Below are 17,003 nucleotides of genomic sequence, written 5' to 3'. Positions count from 1 at the left end.
TGAGCTTTTTTGTTTTATACCCCTCCTGCGCTCTCTTGAAAAGTGGTTCTTAGTGGCTGATACGAAGGCCTTTATATCGCAGTACATACGGCAGGTGCACATGCCGTTGATAACGTCTGCGGGCAAACGTTCCTTCACTGAAAAGAACTTGTCTAAACAACTTATTTCATCAATTAAAAAACAAACAAGATGAGCACCATTACAGAACTGATCCATTCCATTCCCGTTGACGAATTAACCGGCGCTATTGCCGTGCCTATCTATCAAACCTCCACCTTTGTGCAGGAAGCGCCCGGGGTGAATAAAGGCTTTGATTACGCCCGCACCAACAATCCTACACGGCAAACATTAGAGACTATCGTAGCGCAGCTGGAAGGCGGCCATACCGCCGCCGCTTTCTCCAGTGGCCTGGCCGCTATCGACGCAGTATTGAAACTGCTGCAGGCCGGCGATGAGATCGTTGCGGTGGATGATATCTATGGCGGCGCATTCCGCTTATTCGATAAAGTGTACGCAAAATTCGGCGTCAAAGTGCATTATGTCGATACCTCCAACCTCAGGGCCGTAGCCAATGCTATTACGCCGGCTACCCGCCTCATATGGCTGGAAACGCCTACCAATCCTACGTTGAAGATCTCAGATATAAGCGCCATCGCAGATATCGCCAAAGCGCATAACTGCTGGCTTTGCGTGGATAATACCTTTGCTTCGCCGGTATTGCAGCAGCCTTTATTACAAGGGGCGGATATTGTAGTGCATAGCGCTACCAAATACCTGGGCGGCCATAGCGATCTGATAGCGGGGCTGGTCATCACCCGCACCCCGCAGCTGGGCGCAGAGATCAAATTTTACCAGAATGCCTGCGGCGCCGTGTTATCCCCGTTTGATAGCTTTTTGCTTATCCGGGGGATTGAGACCCTGCACCTGCGCGTAAAACAGCACAGCGCCAATGCCCTGGCGGTGGCTACTTACCTGGAGCAGCACCCCGCGGTAGGAAAAGTATTTTATCCGGGGCTGGCGTCTCACCCCGGTCATGCGCTGGCCAAACGCCAGCAGAAAGGTTTTGGCGGCATTGTGTCTTTTACCCTGCGGGATGATACGGAAGAGGCGGCACAAGCCTTTGTGACCAGCACCCGGTATTTTAAACTGGCAGAGAGCCTGGGCGGCATAAAAAGCCTGCTCTGCCATCCCGCGGCAATGACCCATAAATCCATTCCAGACGAGAAACGCCGGGCGGCCGGCGTAGCGGATAGCCTTATCCGTTTGTCCGTAGGCCTCGAAGAAGCAGATGACCTGGTGGCCGATCTGGAACAGGCTTTTAAAAGAGCAGGGAAAAAACTAACTTCGTCGGTACCAACATACTGATATCTTATGAACCTACGCCGCTCCTTATCCCTGTTTTTATGCTGCTGCGCATGCAGCGTTTATGGCCAGCAACCGGTTGCCGCAACAGCGACCCGCTCCTTTGTGCTGAAGAACATTACGCTGATAGACGGTACAGGCGCTGCGCCTAAGAAAAAAGTAAGCCTGGTGATACAGGGCGATCGCATTGCCAAAATATTACCAGCCGCCACACCGCCGCCGGCAAACTCCCGGGTACTGGACGGTCAGGGGCGCACTGTAATACCAAGCCTGGTGAATGGCCACGGTCACCTGGGCCTCCTCAAAGGCAATAAGGCAGGGGCGGAGAATTATACGCAAAGCAATATTATCCGGCAGTTAGGCAAATATCAGGCATTTGGTATCAGCCAGGTATTATCATTGGGCACAGACAGGGAAAGCATTTTTCCCATGTTGAGGGCTTCCCACCAGGGACAGCTCCAGGGCGCCACCTTTTATAGCGCCGGTTACGGTTTTGCTGCCGTAGGCGGCGTGCCGGGGCCTTTTGCGGATAAAGCCCTGCGCCCCACTACGCCGGAAGAAGCCATCGCAGATGTGCAAAAACTGGCAGATCTCCATGTGGATTTTGTAAAGATGTGGGTGGATGATGGCGGCGGAACCCTGCCCAAGCTGTCGCCGGAAATATACCAGGCCATCATTACCGCAGCCCACGCGCACAACCTGCGCGTAGCGGCCCATGTCTACTACCTGGAGGATGCCCGCCGCTTAGTGGCCGCCGGCGTGGATGTGCTGGCCCACAGCATCCGCGATAAGGATGTGGATGATGCGCTGATCAATGACATGAAAGCAAAAGGTACCATCTATATCCCTACTTTATGTATAGACGACTATGGCTTTGTCTACGCCGGACAACCGGAATGGCTGAACGATTCCCTCTTTAAAGCCTCCCTGGAACCGGGCGTATGGGAAATGCTTATCAGCATCGATTATAAAACACAACAGCAGAACGATCCTGCCCGGGAGAAAAAAATGCAGGCCTTTGCCACCGCAAAACGGAACCTGCATAAAATGGATAGCGCCGGTATCAAGATCGTGATGGGTACAGACTCGGGCGCACAGCCGGTACGCGCCCAGGGTTTCTCAGAGCACCTGGAGCTGCAGCTGATGACAGAAGCCGGCATGAGCCCACTCAAGGTCATCACCGCCGCTACCCGCAACGGGGCAGAGATGCTGCGTATTGATAGTGCCGTTGGCACCCTGCAACCTGGCAAAAAAGCCGATTTCATTGTGCTGGACGGCGACCCGGTAAAGGATATACGCAATACCCGTAAGATCGTGGAAATATGGAGGAACGGACGGCGTTTGCCTAAGACGCCGCTGTAACCGGCTCCGGGACAGGGTGGGGATCGGGCCGCGCCTTCATAAAACGCGTCACCATCATCGCCGCTACCGTATCGCCGGTGGCATTCAGCAGCGTAGCCAGCGGGTCCACCAGCGTGCCAATGATCATGGCCGGGGGCAGCGCCTCCGGCGGAAATCCATACACAGATACCATCAGCAGCTCGCCAATATAGGCGCCGTTAGGTACGCCGCCTTCTACAATGCTCACTATAACGGTAATGCCTAAAGCCAGCAGTACCGTATCCACCCCCGTTAGGGACCGCCCGAACATGGTGAACACCACGGCGATCTTTACGATAGACGATATGCTGCTGCCATCTTTATGCAGGGTAGCGCCCAAAGGCACTACAATATTGCTGATATAACCCGGTACCCCCATCCTGGGCGCCGCTTCCAGGTTGGCCGGGATAGTAGCAATGCTGCTGCAGGTGCCCACCGCGGTGAGGGAGGGCACCACATTATTTTTCCAGTATTTTTTGATGCCATTCACGCCGCCGGCAATAAACGCATATACGCTGAATAACACGATAAAATAAAACAGCCCAAACCCATAATACACCGCCATGGACCGGGCATAGATGCCAAACAGCTGCGGTCCCAGCGTGCCTACCTGGTAGGCAAAATAAGCGCCCAGGCCCACAGGGCCCAGCTTCATGATCAGGATAATCAGGCGTTTCATCACCTCGTTACCGGAGTTAAGGAACCGCCGGAATGGCTCGCCGCTATCGCCGGACTGTAACACCGCAGTGCCTACCAGTACGGCAAAAATGATCAGGGGCAACATGCTCTTACGGGATAACAGCTGAAAGAACTCGCTGGTGGTCAGCAGCTCCGTAAGCTGATCCCCCGCGCTTACCCGCTGCACCTTCTCCGCAAAGCCAGGCAAGGCTACCACCTGCTGATGGATAGGGAAGATCCAGATGGTCACAATTGTAAGAAAAGCCGCCACCAGCACCGTGCCCACAAATACCATCATCATCACGGCAATTACGCGGCCCGGCCGCTGCGACCGGTCCACATTCCCGATCGCCGAGGCGATGGCAAAGAATACCAGCGGTATCACCGCCGTAAATAACAGGTTCAGGAAAATATCGCCTACAGGCTTCAGCACGCTGATGTTGGGGCCTAATACCAATCCCAGTACACTGCCGGCAATAATGCCCGCCAGTAACCATATAATATCGCCGTAGTTTTTAAGGAAAGTACCGTTCATGGTATTTGTATTTGCATAAAAATAAGAACAATTGTATTTTGAACACAGAATAGGATCTTGTTTCCTTCCTGGTTAATCTAAAAAAACGTAATAATGATTCCACAATCTGATCGCAGGAATTTCCTGAAGAAAGCAGCCTTAGGCGGTATGATGGCTATGAGCATACCGGAGATCGTGTCTGCTGCCGTTGGCAAGTCGCCCGCCGGAAATGCGCCCGATATTCCTCTAAAAAAAGATGCCGTTATACTTTTCCAGGGCGATTCCATCACAGATGTCGGCCGTAAACGGGATGAAGCTAAACCCAACGATCCGTCTGCCCTGGGCCGTGGCTATCCTTTCATTGCTGCCGCCGCGCTGCTGGAAAAGCATGCGGATAAGAACCTGCAGATCTACAATAAAGGAGTGAGCGGTAATAAGGTATACCAGCTGGCAGAACGCTGGGATGCAGATTGCCTGGATATAAAACCTGACGTATTGAGTATCCTAATAGGCGTAAATGACTTCTGGCATACGCTGAACGGTAACTATAACGGTACCGTACAGAAATACCGTGATGATTACAAAGCATTACTGACCCGCACTAAAGAAAAACTGCCGGATGTAAAGCTGATCATTGGCGAGCCCTTTGCCGTAAACCACGTAAAAGCGGTAGATGATAAGTGGTTCCCTGCCTTTAATGAATACCGTGCCGTAGCCCGGGAAATAGCAACCGAATTTAAGGCCGCTTTCATTCCCTACCAAAGCATTTTTGACAAAGCGCAGAAAGCAGCAGCCGCCTCCTACTGGACCGGCGACGGCGTACACCCGAGCCTCGCAGGCGCCGGTTTGATGGCCCATGCCTGGCTGGAAACGGTGAAGTACTAAGTAAACAGCAAAAAAGAAAAATAAAAAGTAAAAAGAAAGGCACAGCGATAGCAAGCATCAGCCACCTATCCGCTTCAATCGTTTTTCTTTTTACTTTTTTATTTTTTACTTTTGTAATGTGAGGCGAGCCATCAGCATATTATTACTCACCATTTATCTGTGCAACGCCACGGAGTGTAACCAGCTGCTCAAGATCCCCGTATTTGTAATGCACGTACAGGAACATCAGCAGGAACACCGCTATGGCTCCCTCTGGGGCTTTATAGTGGAGCACTATTTCAGCGGCAATGTACGGGATGCTGACTGGCAACGCGATATGGAACTGCCCTTCAAATCACACGAATACCTTACAAACGCCAACCCCGTGCCGCCGCCGCCCACAGAACCGCAGCTGGCCCTGGTTGTACACCGGCAGGTGGTCGTTATGTACCCTGTCTATACCAACCGTTTCCATCCCCTTATTTACCATCCTGATATCTTCCAGCCACCGAAGACAATGTGCTAATGTGCTGATATGCTAATGTGCCAATGAAGGTGCATGTCCTGTATTACATGCGCTTATTCGTAATGTTCTTGTTATTTATAATGGCAAAAACAGTACGGCCATCCCTCTATGGCACAAAGATCTGATCTGCACGTTACATCATTGCGCCCGCACATTTATACATATGCAACTGTGAAATATGCAGTGCTGTTATCAGCACATTAGCATATTAGCACATCAGCACATTAGAAAACTCATGCTTAACCATATTATCCGTTTTTCGATCCGTCATAAACTGATCGTTGGCCTGTTTATGCTGGGCCTCATCACATATGGCATTTATGAAGTTACCCGGCTGCCCATTGATGCGGTGCCGGACATTACAGAGAACCAGGTACAGGTCATTACCGTAAGCCCTTCCCTGGGTGCGCCGGATGTGGAAAGGCTTATCTCTTTTCCCATAGAGCAGGCCGCCAGCAACATACCCGGTATGAAAAAGATGCGCAGCTTTTCACGCTTTGGCCTCTCCGTAGTGACCATTGTATTTGATGACGATGTGGATATCTATTGGGTGCGCCAGCAGGTAAGCGAGCGCCTGCAGGAGGTGCAGGCCCAGATACCGGAAGGGCTGGGCATTCCCAAACTGGCGCCGGTAACTACCGGGCTGGGAGAGATCTATCAATACACCGTACGGCCTAAAAAAGGCTATGAAGATAAATACCCGCCCATGGAGCTGCGCACCATCCAGGACTGGATCGTACGCCGCCAGTTGCTGGGCGTAAAAGGCGTGGCAGAGGTAAGCAGCTTTGGCGGTTACCTCAAACAATACGAGATAGCCGTAGCGCCGGAAAAGCTCAGCGCCTATGGCATCGCCATCAGTGATATCTTTACCGCCCTTGAAAACAATAACCAGAATACCGGCGGCGCCTATATAGAAAAAGGCCCTGTGGCCCTCTTTATCCGCAGCGAAGGCCTGGTAGGCAATCCGGAAGACATAGGCAAGATCGTGATCAAACATACCGCCCAGGGCATGCCCCTGCTCATAAGGGACGTGGCGGAGATCCGCCTGGGCCATGCCACCCGTTATGGCGCTATGACCTATAACGGCGAACGGGAGGTGGCCGGCGCTGTGGTAATGATGCTCAAAGGGGCCAACAGTAACGAAGTAGTACGCAACATCAAGGACCGGGTGCGCCAGATCCAGCAAACATTGCCGGAAGGCGTGGTGATAGACCCCTTCCTCGACCGCACCAAGATGGTAAAAAACGCCATCGGCACCGTAGAGCGCAACCTGCTCGAAGGCGCGCTCATTGTGGTATTTGTCCTGGTGCTCTTCCTGGGCAACCTGCGGGCCGGCCTGCTCGTGGCTTCCGTGATCCCGCTCGCCATGCTGGTGGCCGTGATCCTAATGAACATCTTTGGCGTAAGCGGTAATCTCATGAGCCTGGGCGCGCTGGATTTTGGGCTTATTGTAGATGGTACCCTCATTATCGTAGAAGGCTGTATGTACCGGCTGCATCATTCCAGGCAATTAAAGCTTAGTCAGGGGGAGATGGATGGCCTGGTACAGGAAACTTCCGGCCGTATGCTCAACGCTGCTGTATTCGGAGAGCTGATCATATTGATCGTTTACCTGCCCATTTTTGCCCTCTCCGGTATCGAAGGCAAGATGTTCAAACCAATGGCCCAAACGGTCACATTTGCCCTGATAGGGGCCTTTCTGCTCTCGCTGACTTACGTACCCATGATGAGTGCCTTATGCCTGAACAAAAAGATCCCGCAGAAAGAGAACTTCGCAGACCGCATGATGGACCGCCTGGGTAATAGCTACCAGCGCACATTAAAGAAAGTGCTGTCCTTCCCGCGTACCGTGATCCTGGCCGCCCTGGGACTCTTCATCGTAGCCATAGGCGTCCTCAGTATGCTGGGCGGCGAGTTCATACCGCAGCTGGAAGAAGGGGATTTTGCCGTAGAGACCCGCGTGCTCACCGGCAGCAACCTGCAAACATCCGTAACAGCCGTGTCACAAGGCAGCAAAATATTATTGGAACGGTTCCCGGAAGTAGAGAAAGTAGTAGGTAAAACCGGCAACAGCGAAGTACCCACAGACCCCATGGCGCTCGATGCCAGCGATCTGATGGTGATCCTGAAAGATAAAAAAGAATGGACCTCCGCTTCCAGCTTTAACGAGCTGGCAGAAAAAATGGGCAAGGCCCTGGAAGAAGTGCCCGGCGTTAGCTTTGGCTTCCAATATCCTGTACAGATGCGCTTTAATGAGCTCATGACCGGCGCCCGGCAGGATGTGGTCTGTAAGATCTATGGCGAAGACCTGGATACGCTGGCCAAACTGGCAGACCGCCTGGGCGGCATCGCCCACGGCATAAAAGGCGCCCGCGATCTGTATGTAGAGCGGGCCACCGGTATGCCCCAGATCGTGATCCGTTATAACCGCGACGCCATTGCCCAATACGGCCTTAATATCGCAGATATCAATAAAACCGTAAACGCGGCATTTGCCGGTCAAAGCAGTGGCCTGGTATATGAAGGTGAGAAACGTTTTGACCTGGTAGTACGCGTAAGCGGTACCCAACGTAAAGACCTTACAGATGTACAGCAGTTGCTCATCCCCACCGCCACCGGCGCCCAGATCCCGTTAAACCAGGTAGCCAACGTAGAGATAGAGGACGGCCCCAACCAGATCCAGCGGGAAGATGCCCAGCGCCGCATCATCGTAGGCTTTAACGTACGTGGCCGCGATGTGCAGAGCATTGTAAAAGAGCTGCAGCAAAAAGTACATCAGCATATGGGCTTACCCGCCGGTTACCATGTGGTATACGGCGGTGCATTCGAGAACCTGGAAGCGGCTAAACAACGTTTAACCATCGCCGTACCGGTAGCCTTGTTGCTGATCCTGGTGATGTTATACCTCACCTTTCATTCCCTTAAACAAGGGCTGCTCATCTATTCTGCCATCCCCTTATCCGCAATAGGCGGCATACTGGCCCTGGCCCTGCGTGGTATGCCTTTCAGCATCTCCGCCGGCGTTGGTTTCATTGCCCTGTTTGGGGTAGCGGTGCTAAATGGTATTGTGTTGATAGCAGAGTTTAACCGGCTAAAAAGCACCGGCCTTACAGATGCCCGGGAGATCATCCTGCAGGGCGCTAAACTTAGGCTGCGCCCTGTATTGATGACAGCCTCCGTTGCCTCCCTGGGTTTCCTGCCCATGGCCCTCAGCAACGGCGCCGGCGCGGAAGTGCAGCGCCCCCTGGCCACGGTAGTGATTGGCGGTCTGCTCGTAGCCACTTTCCTCACCCTGTTTGTATTACCGGTTTTATATATGCTATTTGAAAAAGGAATGCGCCCGCGTGCGCCCAAAGCAGCGGTAGCCGCTGTGTTGCTGCCTTTGCTGTTATTGGCATTGCCGCCCGCAAAGGCGCAAACACCCATCTCCCTGCAGGCTGCTATTGATACCGCTCTGCATAATAACCGCTCCTTACGCTCAGAGCAGCTGCAGGCAGATTATCTGCAAAAGCTCAAAGGCAGCGGCTGGAATATGAACCAGACCATGCTCACCGGCGACTATGGGCAGATCAACAGCGCCTATAATGACACAAAGTTCAGCATCTCGCAGAACATGCAGTTCCCTACCATCTACACCCGGCAAAAAGCCTTGCTGGATGCAGAATGGAAAAGCGGCGTACTGAATGTGGCAGTAAAAGAAAAAGAGCTGCGCCAACAGGTCACCAACGTATACTACCAGCTATTATACCTGCGTAGCAAACGGCAGCTGATGGGGTATATTGATAGCCTCTACGCCTCCTTCCTCGAAAAAGCTGCCCTGCGTTTCGAACACGGCGAGACCAACATCGTGGAAAAAGCCACTGCCGCAGCACAACGCGGCCAGGTAGGCCAGCAGCTTAAACAGCTGGAACAGGACTACAGCATATTACAATCAAAGCTTAAACTACTGCTTAATACAAACATGCCGGTAGAGCCGGACAGCACCACATTAAAGATGGAGTTGCCCGCCATGGCAGACAGCGCTCAACTGGCGCAGCATCCCTATGTACAGCTGCTGGCGCAACAACAGCAGGTCAGCGCTATGCAGGTGGGCGTAGAAAAAGCGAAGCTGCTGCCAGACCTTTTTGTGGCGTATAACAACACCAGTATCAAAGGCACAGGGGCAGATGATAAAATCTACGGTGCGGGTACCCGGTTCCAGTCGGTACAGGTAGGCGTAGGCATCCCCATCTTTTCCCGCGCGCAGCAATCACGCATCAGCGCCCAGAAGATCCAGCAAACACTGGCAGATAATAACTACCAAGCCGGCATACAACAGTTGCAGGCCCAGTATGAACAGGCGCTAAAGGAATATGCCAAGGCACTGCAGGCAGTAAGCTACTACGAAAGCGAAGGCCTGCAGCATGCAGACGCGGTGATCAAAGGCGCCAATGAGCAATACCTCAACGGCGAGATCAATTACCTGGAATGGGTGCTGCTCATCAACCAGGCCATCGGCATCCGCAACGAGTATATAGATGCCGTCAACAACCTGAATAACGCTATTATTAACATCCATGCATTAATGAACCGATAATGAACTATCTGCAACCATATATCGCAGCAGCGGCGTTTGTATTGCTCACCGCCTGCGGACAACAGAAAGCGGCCGAAAAGAAAACAGAAGAGAAAGTAGGGGAGAACCTGGTACAACTCAGCGAGGCCCAGGTAAAGAACGCCGGCATTATAACCGCCCGTCCGGAAAAACGTATCATGGCAGCTGAGCTGAAAGTAAACGGACAAATAGACGTACCGCCGCAAAACATTGTAAGCATCAGCTTCCCGCTGGGCGGTTACCTGGAGTCTACCAAACTACTGCCCGGTATGCACGTGAACAAAGGCAGCGTCATTGCCATCATGGAAGACCAGCAGTACATACAGCTGCAGCAGGACTATCTTACCGCCAAAACCCGCCTGGGTTTCCTGGAAAAGGAATATGCCCGCCAGCAGGCCCTGAACCAGAGTAAGGCCAGTAGTGATAAACAGTTCCAGCAAACAGAGGCAGAGTACCGCAGCCAGCAGATCCTGCTGAAAGCGCTGTCTGAAAAACTGCAGCTGATCAGCGTAAACCCGGCCAGCCTCAATGAGGCCAGCCTGTCACGCCACGTAAACATCTATTCCCCCATCAATGGTTTTGTAACCAAGGTGAATGTAAACATTGGCAAGTACGTGAACGCCACCGATGTACTCTTCGAGATCGTAAACCCGGACGATATCCACCTGGGCCTGATGGTCTTTGAAAAAGACGTGAACAAACTGGCCATTGGTCAGAAAGTATGGGCCTACACCAACAGCAATCCCTCCAAAAAATATGAATGTGAGATCATCCTGATAGGGCAGGATGTAACGCCGGATAGGAGCGTGCAGGTGCACTGCCATTTCGAGGCCTATGATAAGACCCTGATCCCCGGCACCTTCATGAACGCCCTGATAGAAACGGCGGCAGACAGCGTGCTGGCCCTGCCGGAGGAAGCTGTGGTACGTTACCAGAATAACCAATACGCCTTTATACAAAAGGATAACAACGTATTTGAAATGGTACAGCTCAAAACAGGCGGTATAGCCAACGGTTACGTGGCATTGCCGCAGGATAGGGAAGAGCTGGCGCGCGCGTCTTTTGTGACCAAAGGCGCCTACTCCCTGCTCATGAAACTAAAGAACGCCGGCGAAGAGGAGGAGGAGTAAGGCCGCTATCAACTAACAACTATCTGACTATCTTTGCTGCATGAAAGCATTTATATTCGATCTGAACGGAACCATGATCAACGACATGGGTTTTCACCTGGACGCCTGGCATAATGTGATCAACAATGACCTGGGCGGCTCCTTATCCCGCGAAGCCGTAAAAAAAGAGATGTACGGCAAGAACGAGGAACTGTTGGTAAGGGTATTTGGCGAAGGCCGTTTTACCCTGGACCAGATGGCGGATATCGCCATGGAAAAAGAACGCCGCTACCAGCAGGTATACCTGCCGCACCTGCGGTTGATAGACGGCCTGCCGGAGTTCCTGGAAAAGGCGTACCAGCAGGGTATCCCCATGGCCATAGGATCGGCCGCTATCCCCTTTAACATCGACTTTGCCCTGGATAACCTGAACATACGCCACTACTTTAAGGCCATTGTAAGCGCGGACAGCGTAAAGATCAGCAAGCCACACCCGGAAACCTACCTCATGGCCGCCAGCCTCCTGGGCGTGGACCCTGCCTCCTGTATCGTGTTCGAAGACGCGCCTAAAGGCGTAGAAGCCGCCGCCAACGCAGGCATGCAGTCCGTAGTGCTCACCACCACCCATACCGCGGAAGAGTTTGCGGCCTATAAGAATATCATCGCCTTTACGGACGATTATACCTCGCCGGCGCTGGCCAGCCTGACAGTTGCCTAAACTGTCAGGCAAGCCTGGTGGCTGGTTGGTAAAAATTAATTGTACTGTTGACATTTATTATCTATCTTGCAGATGGATGGTTGGCAGCCGCTAAACGCCGCCAACTAATTTTAGCGTTCTTTACATAATATCAGCCGGGTGACATATATTAGCGTAAACTAAAACACCTGGGTGTATGACACGTTATTCCCGGCAAACTAGAATGCTGGTAGCCATAGACTGTATTATCTTCGGATTTGATGGGCAGGACCTTAAATTGTTGGTCATAAAACGTGGGTTTGAGCCGGAAAAAGGCAAGTGGAGCCTCATGGGAGGTTTTGTACAGCCGGATGAAGGCTTTGATGATGCAGCCTCCCGCATCCTGAAGGTATTAACAGGCCTCGAAGGCGTGTATATGGAGCAACTGTTTGCCTTTGGCGGCCCGGAGCGCGATCCCATGGAACGCACCATCTCCGTGGCTTTCTTTGCCCTGGTAGACATCAATGCCTATAAACAGCAGCTTAGCGAGGAATACCGTGCAGAATGGATCTCCCTGAAGAAAATACCCAGGCTGATCTTTGACCATGCTGACATGGTGAATATGGCCCAGGCAAGACTGCGCTACAAAGCAGCTATTCATCCCATCTTGTTTGAATTGCTGCCCCAGAAATTTACGATCCCGCAGTTACAGATACTCTATGAAGCAGTGTATGATACCATGTTTGATAAACGTAACTTTAGCAGGAAGGTATTATCCACCGGGTTGCTCGTAAAGCAGAAGGATAAGGAGAGGACCAGTTCCAAAAGAGGCGCATTCTACTACAAACTGGATAAAAGAAAGTACAGCGCAAAATTCAACGCCTTCCTCAACTTTGTAGCCGACCCGGGTAACTTGAAATAGCAAACAATTTAAAGATAGGTTCTACAGACTTTCTTAAAGATAGATTTACAGGCTTTGCCGGCAGATAGCGCCGTCACAAAGCCCAATTTTGTACTTTTTATTTTAAGTGTATAATTTACAGTTATTGTAGATAGTAAATGGTCTTTTGTAACTTAAGGTCCGTCATTTAACCACTACCGTCGTCAATTAAATTTTTTTACTCACTTTAATAAATGTCATCAGGACAATAAAAATCAGCAGCTTAAGCGCAAGCGTTATGAAAAAAGACGTTTTTGTAATAGGAGTGGATTTCGGCACAGACTCCGTAAGGGCCCTGGTAGTGAATGCCGCCACCGGTCAGGAAGTTGGCAGCGCCGTACATTATTATTCCCGCTGGAAACAGGGCCTGTATTGCGATGCCGCCCTGCAGCAATACCGCCAGCATCCGGCCGATTACCTGGAAGGGCTGGAACACAGTATTAAGGAGGCATTAGCCCAATGCCCTGCCGGCACAGCAGCACTGGTAAAAGGTATTTCCGTAGATACCACCGGCTCTACGCCGGTAGCAGTGGATGAACAGGGTACGCCCCTGGCCCTTCTGCCTGGCTTTGAGGAGAATCCCAACGCGATGTTCGTGCTTTGGAAAGACCATACCTCCAACGACGAGGCAGCATGGATCAATGAAGTAGCCCACGCAAACGGCACGGATTACACGAAATATTGTGGCGGTATTTACAGCAGCGAATGGTTCTGGTCCAAGATCCTGCACATCGTGAAAAAAGACGATGCCGTAAGGGAAAAAGCCGCCTCCTGGGTAGAACATTGCGACTGGATCCCGGCCGTGCTTACGGGTAATAACCAGCTGTCCACCCTGCTGAGAGGCCGTTGCTCCGCCGGACATAAAGCCATGTGGCATGCCGCCTGGGGCGGGTTGCCACCGGCAGACTTCCTGGAAAAACTGCATCCGTATCTGAAAAAATACGATCAAACGTTCACCGATACCGTAGTGGCCACCGTACCTGCCGGTACCATCAGCCAGGAATGGGCTTCCCGCCTGGGCATCCCGGCAGATACCACCATCGGCACCGGCGCCTTTGACGCCCATATGGGCGCGGTTGGCGCTGGCATACAGCCCTATTCCCTGGCCAGGGTAATAGGCACCAGCACTTGCGATATCCTGATGGCCCCCCTAGAAGAAGTGGGCCACCTGTTCGTAAAAGGTATCTGCGGCCAGGTAGATGGCTCCGTGGTACCGGGCATGCTGGGCCTGGAAGCAGGCCAGTCCGCCTACGGCGATGTATACGCCTGGTTAAGGCGTTTTATCATGCAGCCTTTATATGCCCTCATGCCGGAAAATGCAGAGGCACTGGCTAAGGCAGAAAGTAAATTGCTCAACTACCTCTCAGAACAGGCGCAACAGCTGCCCCTCAAGCCCCAGGACCCGCTGGTACTGGATTGGTTCAATGGCCGCCGTACACCCGATGCAAATCATACCCTTAAGAGCAGCATCACCGGCGTACACCTGGGTACAGACGCTGTACAGATGTTCCGCGCGCTGGTAGAGGCTACCGCCTTTGGCGCCCGCAGTATTGTAGACCGGTTTGTGAACGAGGGGGTGCCCATCCACGAAGTATTAGCCCTGGGCGGCGTGGCAAAAAAATCAGGTTACGCTATGCAGGTGCTGGCAGATGTGCTGAACCGCCCTATCAGGATCGTACGCAGCGAAAATGCCTGCGCACTGGGCGCGGCCATGTTCGCCGCTGTAAGCGCCGGTATACATCCGGATATTGCGGCCGCACAGGCGGCTATGTCATCCGGCTTTGAGACCACCTGGGAGCCCCGGCCGGAACATGTACCTTATTACGCCCAGCGCTACACAAAGTTCCTGGAACTGGGCGCCTTCACCGAAAAACTATACGTATGAGCCAATATCAATCCATCAAAGAGCAGGCTTACGAAGCCAATATGGAGCTGCCAAGGCTGGGATTGGTGCTGTTCACCTTTGGTAATGTAAGCGTGGTAGACCGTAAGGCGGGCGTTTTCGCCATTAAGCCCAGCGGCGTGCCATATGAATATCTTACGCCGGAGCAGATCGTGATCGTAGACTTCGACGCGAATGTAGTGGAAGGCGCGCAGCGCCCTTCATCAGACACAAAAACGCATGCCGTGCTGTATAAGCACTGGGAAAGCATAGGCGGTATCGTGCACACGCACTCCACCTACGCCACCGCCTGGGCGCAGGCACAGCGCGATATCCCCATCTTTGGCACCACCCACGCAGACTACCTTACCGTAGACATCCCATGCGCGCCGCCCATGAGCGACGAGATGATCGAGGGCAATTATGAGCACCAGACCGGCTTCCAGATCATGGACTGCTTTAAGGAAAGGAATCTTTCCTACAAAGAAGTGGAAATGATGCTGGTAGGCAACCATGCCCCCTTTACCTGGGGCAAGACCGCCGAAAAAGCTGTGTTCAACGCCGCCGTGCTGGAAGAAGTAGCCCGTATGGCCCTGCTCACGGAACAGATCCGCCCGGATGCCCCCCGCCTCAAAGAAACGCTGATCCGCAAGCACTTTGAGCGCAAACATGGACCAGACGCATATTACGGGCAAAGTAATAGCAAGATCTAAAAGCCAACAGCTTACATTAAACTACTAACAACAATAATACAATGATCCAACTGAAAACGTTAGAAGCGTGGTTCATTACCGGAAGCCAGCACCTCTACGGAGAAGAGACCCTGCAGCAGGTTGCTGCACATGCAAAGACCATTGCCGCCTCCCTGAATGAGGCGTCCAATATTCCCGTGCGCATCGTGTTCAAACCCGTGGTCAAAACCCCGGAAGAGATCTATCGCGTGTGCCAGGAAGCCAATACCACCCCCAATTGCATAGGCATCATCGCCTGGATGCATACCTTTTCGCCGGCCAAAATGTGGATCGGTGGCCTTAAGGTATTACAGCGCCCTTTACTGCACCTGCATACCCAGTTTAACCGGGATATCCCCTGGGATAAAATAGACATGGACTTCATGAACCTGAACCAGTCCGCCCATGGCGACCGCGAGTTTGGTTTCATGCAATCCCGCATGCGCATGAATCGTAAAGTGGTAGTAGGCCACTGGCAGGATAAAGGGGTTCTCAGCGAGATGGAAACATGGCTGCGCGCCGCCGCCGGCTGGCACGACTGGCAGGGCGCCCGTTTTGCCCGTATTGGCGACAACATGCGCCAGGTAGCGGTAACAGAAGGCGATAAGGTAGAAGCCGAGCTGCAGTTCGGTTATTCCGTAAACGGCTACGGTATCGGCGATGTGGTAGCCAAAGTAAAAGCCGTAAGCGATGCGGAAATAGCCCGCCTCACAGACGAATACGAACAGCTCTACAACGTAGCAGCGCCTTTGAGAAAAGGCGGCGACCGCTATAGTACATTACAGACAGCCGCCCGTATAGAATTAGGTTTGCGTGCTTTCCTGGAAGAAGGTAACTTTAAGGGATTTACTGATACCTTTGAGGACCTGCACGGCCTGGATCAGTTACCGGGTATTGCCGTGCAGCGTTTAATGGCAGACGGCTACGGCTTTGGCGGCGAAGGGGACTGGAAGACCGCAGCGCTGGTACGCGTTATGAAAGTGATGGGCAGTGGCTTACCTGGCGGCGCCTCTTTCATGGAAGATTATACTTATCATTTTGATCCTGAGAACAAGCTGGTGCTGGGCGCACACATGCTGGAGATCTGTGCCTCCATTGCGAATGGCAAAGCCTCCTGCGAGGTGCATCCCCTGGGCATAGGCGGTAAGGCAGACCCGGTACGCCTGGTGTTTAACGTAGCAGCCGGTCCGGCCATTAACGCATCCGTAATTGATATGGGTAACCGCTTCCGCCTGCTGGTGAATGAAGTGGATGCGGTAGAGCCGCTGCACGACCTGCCCAAACTGCCGGTGGCACGCGTGCTGTGGAAGCCCCAGCCGGATATGAGCACTGCCTGCGCGGCCTGGATCCAGGCTGGTGGCGCGCATCATACCTGTTACAGCCAGGATCTCACCGCGGCCCATATGCAAGATTTTGCAGACATGGCCGGTATTGAGTATGTTCGCATTGATAAAGAAACAAAACTCTACCAGTTCCGGAATGAGTTACGCTGGAATGAAGTATTCTACCAGCTGAATAACAGGTAATTACCTAAAACTGTCATACTGAATTATTATAAACTTAGTTGCTGATTATAATATCAGCCATTGATGACGTGGAATAACAAAAGGCTGGATTCCTCCGGCCTTTTTTTATGTGCAGATGTGCAGATGTGCTGATGTGCTGATGTGCTGATGCAATGCAGCGAATAAGGGCGTCTATTCATCCCCAAAACGCAAGGGCCAGAAGAATCCGGCCCCTGAACATA

The 17,003-nt window shown here is 52.5% G+C and carries 12 protein-coding genes; 11 read left to right on the top strand and 1 reads right to left on the bottom strand.

All coding sequences use genetic code 11. The annotated features are described in order from the left end of the window. Positions 1–189: 189 nt before the first annotated feature. Positions 190–1,365, top strand: coding sequence for a trans-sulfuration enzyme family protein (locus F0L74_RS11595; protein WP_149838027.1), 1,176 nt, complete (start codon positions 190–192; stop codon positions 1,363–1,365). 6 nt (positions 1,366–1,371) lie between these two features. After that, positions 1,372–2,724 carry an amidohydrolase family protein gene (locus F0L74_RS11590; RefSeq protein ID WP_149838026.1) on the top strand — a complete coding sequence of 451 codons (1,353 nt, stop codon included), beginning with the start codon at positions 1,372–1,374 and terminating at the stop codon, positions 2,722–2,724. On the opposite strand, the gene F0L74_RS11585 is transcribed toward F0L74_RS11590, so the two are convergent. Continuing rightward, a complete protein-coding gene (locus F0L74_RS11585; protein WP_149838025.1) occupies positions 2,708–3,955 on the bottom strand; it encodes a dicarboxylate/amino acid:cation symporter in 1,248 nt (415 codons plus the stop codon). The two genes, F0L74_RS11590 and F0L74_RS11585, sit on opposite strands and share 17 nt — an antisense overlap. A 93-nt stretch (positions 3,956–4,048) precedes the next feature. On the opposite strand from F0L74_RS11585, the gene F0L74_RS11580 reads away from it, so the two are divergent. The 9 genes from F0L74_RS11580 to araA all read left to right on the top strand — a co-directional run bounded on the left by F0L74_RS11580 (position 4,049) and on the right by araA (position 16,782). After that, the gene (locus F0L74_RS11580) at positions 4,049–4,819 is read left to right on the top strand and encodes an SGNH/GDSL hydrolase family protein (protein WP_149838024.1); all 771 of its coding nucleotides are present in this window, start codon (positions 4,049–4,051) and stop codon (positions 4,817–4,819) included. A 118-nt stretch (positions 4,820–4,937) separates the two neighbouring features. Beyond that, positions 4,938–5,324, top strand: coding sequence for a hypothetical protein (locus tag F0L74_RS11575; RefSeq protein ID WP_149838023.1), 387 nt, complete (start codon positions 4,938–4,940; stop codon positions 5,322–5,324). A gap of 235 nt (positions 5,325–5,559) precedes the next feature. Next, the gene (locus tag F0L74_RS11570; protein WP_149838022.1) at positions 5,560–9,900 is read left to right on the top strand and encodes a CusA/CzcA family heavy metal efflux RND transporter; all 4,341 of its coding nucleotides are present in this window, start codon (positions 5,560–5,562) and stop codon (positions 9,898–9,900) included. After that, positions 9,900–11,048: an efflux RND transporter periplasmic adaptor subunit gene (locus tag F0L74_RS11565; RefSeq protein ID WP_149838021.1), complete on the top strand. Its 1,149-nt coding sequence runs from the start codon at positions 9,900–9,902 to the stop codon at positions 11,046–11,048. Before F0L74_RS11570 ends, F0L74_RS11565 begins: the two co-directional genes overlap by 1 nt. Positions 11,049–11,088: 40 nt before the next feature. Then, positions 11,089–11,745 carry an HAD family hydrolase gene (locus F0L74_RS11560; protein WP_149838020.1) on the top strand — a complete coding sequence of 219 codons (657 nt, stop codon included), beginning with the start codon at positions 11,089–11,091 and terminating at the stop codon, positions 11,743–11,745. Between the two features lie 175 nt (positions 11,746–11,920). Continuing rightward, positions 11,921–12,625, top strand: coding sequence for an NUDIX hydrolase (locus tag F0L74_RS11555; protein ID WP_149838019.1), 705 nt, complete (start codon positions 11,921–11,923; stop codon positions 12,623–12,625). A 256-nt stretch (positions 12,626–12,881) separates the two neighbouring features. Continuing rightward, positions 12,882–14,528 carry a ribulokinase gene (locus F0L74_RS11550; protein ID WP_149838018.1) on the top strand — a complete coding sequence of 549 codons (1,647 nt, stop codon included), beginning with the start codon at positions 12,882–12,884 and terminating at the stop codon, positions 14,526–14,528. Then, entirely contained in the window at positions 14,525–15,238 is a 714-nt protein-coding gene (locus F0L74_RS11545; protein ID WP_149838017.1) for an L-ribulose-5-phosphate 4-epimerase, read from the top strand. Before F0L74_RS11550 ends, F0L74_RS11545 begins: the two co-directional genes overlap by 4 nt. Before the next feature lie 41 nt (positions 15,239–15,279). Continuing rightward, entirely contained in the window at positions 15,280–16,782 is a 1,503-nt protein-coding gene (araA, locus tag F0L74_RS11540) for an L-arabinose isomerase (protein ID WP_149838016.1), read from the top strand. Positions 16,783–17,003: the final 221 nt, after the last annotated feature.

The sequence above is a fragment of the Chitinophaga agrisoli genome, assembly GCF_008386695.1.
GTDB classification, from domain to species: domain Bacteria; phylum Bacteroidota; class Bacteroidia; order Chitinophagales; family Chitinophagaceae; genus Chitinophaga; species Chitinophaga agrisoli.
The sequence above is the reverse complement of the archived record's forward strand: the minus strand, read 5'-3'. Positions and strand labels throughout refer to the sequence as shown.

What these genes read in the sequence shown, in the direction of transcription:
- F0L74_RS11555 (WP_149838019.1), top strand. Translation starts at nt 11,921, where the DNA reads ATGACACGTTATTCCCGGCAAACTAGAATGCTGGTAGCCATAGACTGT.
- F0L74_RS11570 (WP_149838022.1), top strand. Translation starts at nt 5,560, where the DNA reads ATGCTTAACCATATTATCCGTTTTTCGATCCGTCATAAACTGATCGTT.
- F0L74_RS11595 (WP_149838027.1), top strand. Translation starts at nt 190, where the DNA reads ATGAGCACCATTACAGAACTGATCCATTCCATTCCCGTTGACGAATTA.
- F0L74_RS11560 (WP_149838020.1), top strand. Translation starts at nt 11,089, where the DNA reads ATGAAAGCATTTATATTCGATCTGAACGGAACCATGATCAACGACATG.
- F0L74_RS11585 (WP_149838025.1), bottom strand. Translation starts at nt 3,955, where the DNA reads ATGAACGGTACTTTCCTTAAAAACTACGGCGATATTATATGGTTACTG.
- F0L74_RS11580 (WP_149838024.1), top strand. Translation starts at nt 4,049, where the DNA reads ATGATTCCACAATCTGATCGCAGGAATTTCCTGAAGAAAGCAGCCTTA.
- F0L74_RS11565 (WP_149838021.1), top strand. Translation starts at nt 9,900, where the DNA reads ATGAACTATCTGCAACCATATATCGCAGCAGCGGCGTTTGTATTGCTC.
- F0L74_RS11545 (WP_149838017.1), top strand. Translation starts at nt 14,525, where the DNA reads ATGAGCCAATATCAATCCATCAAAGAGCAGGCTTACGAAGCCAATATG.
- F0L74_RS11550 (WP_149838018.1), top strand. Translation starts at nt 12,882, where the DNA reads ATGAAAAAAGACGTTTTTGTAATAGGAGTGGATTTCGGCACAGACTCC.
- F0L74_RS11590 (WP_149838026.1), top strand. Translation starts at nt 1,372, where the DNA reads ATGAACCTACGCCGCTCCTTATCCCTGTTTTTATGCTGCTGCGCATGC.
- araA (WP_149838016.1), top strand. Translation starts at nt 15,280, where the DNA reads ATGATCCAACTGAAAACGTTAGAAGCGTGGTTCATTACCGGAAGCCAG.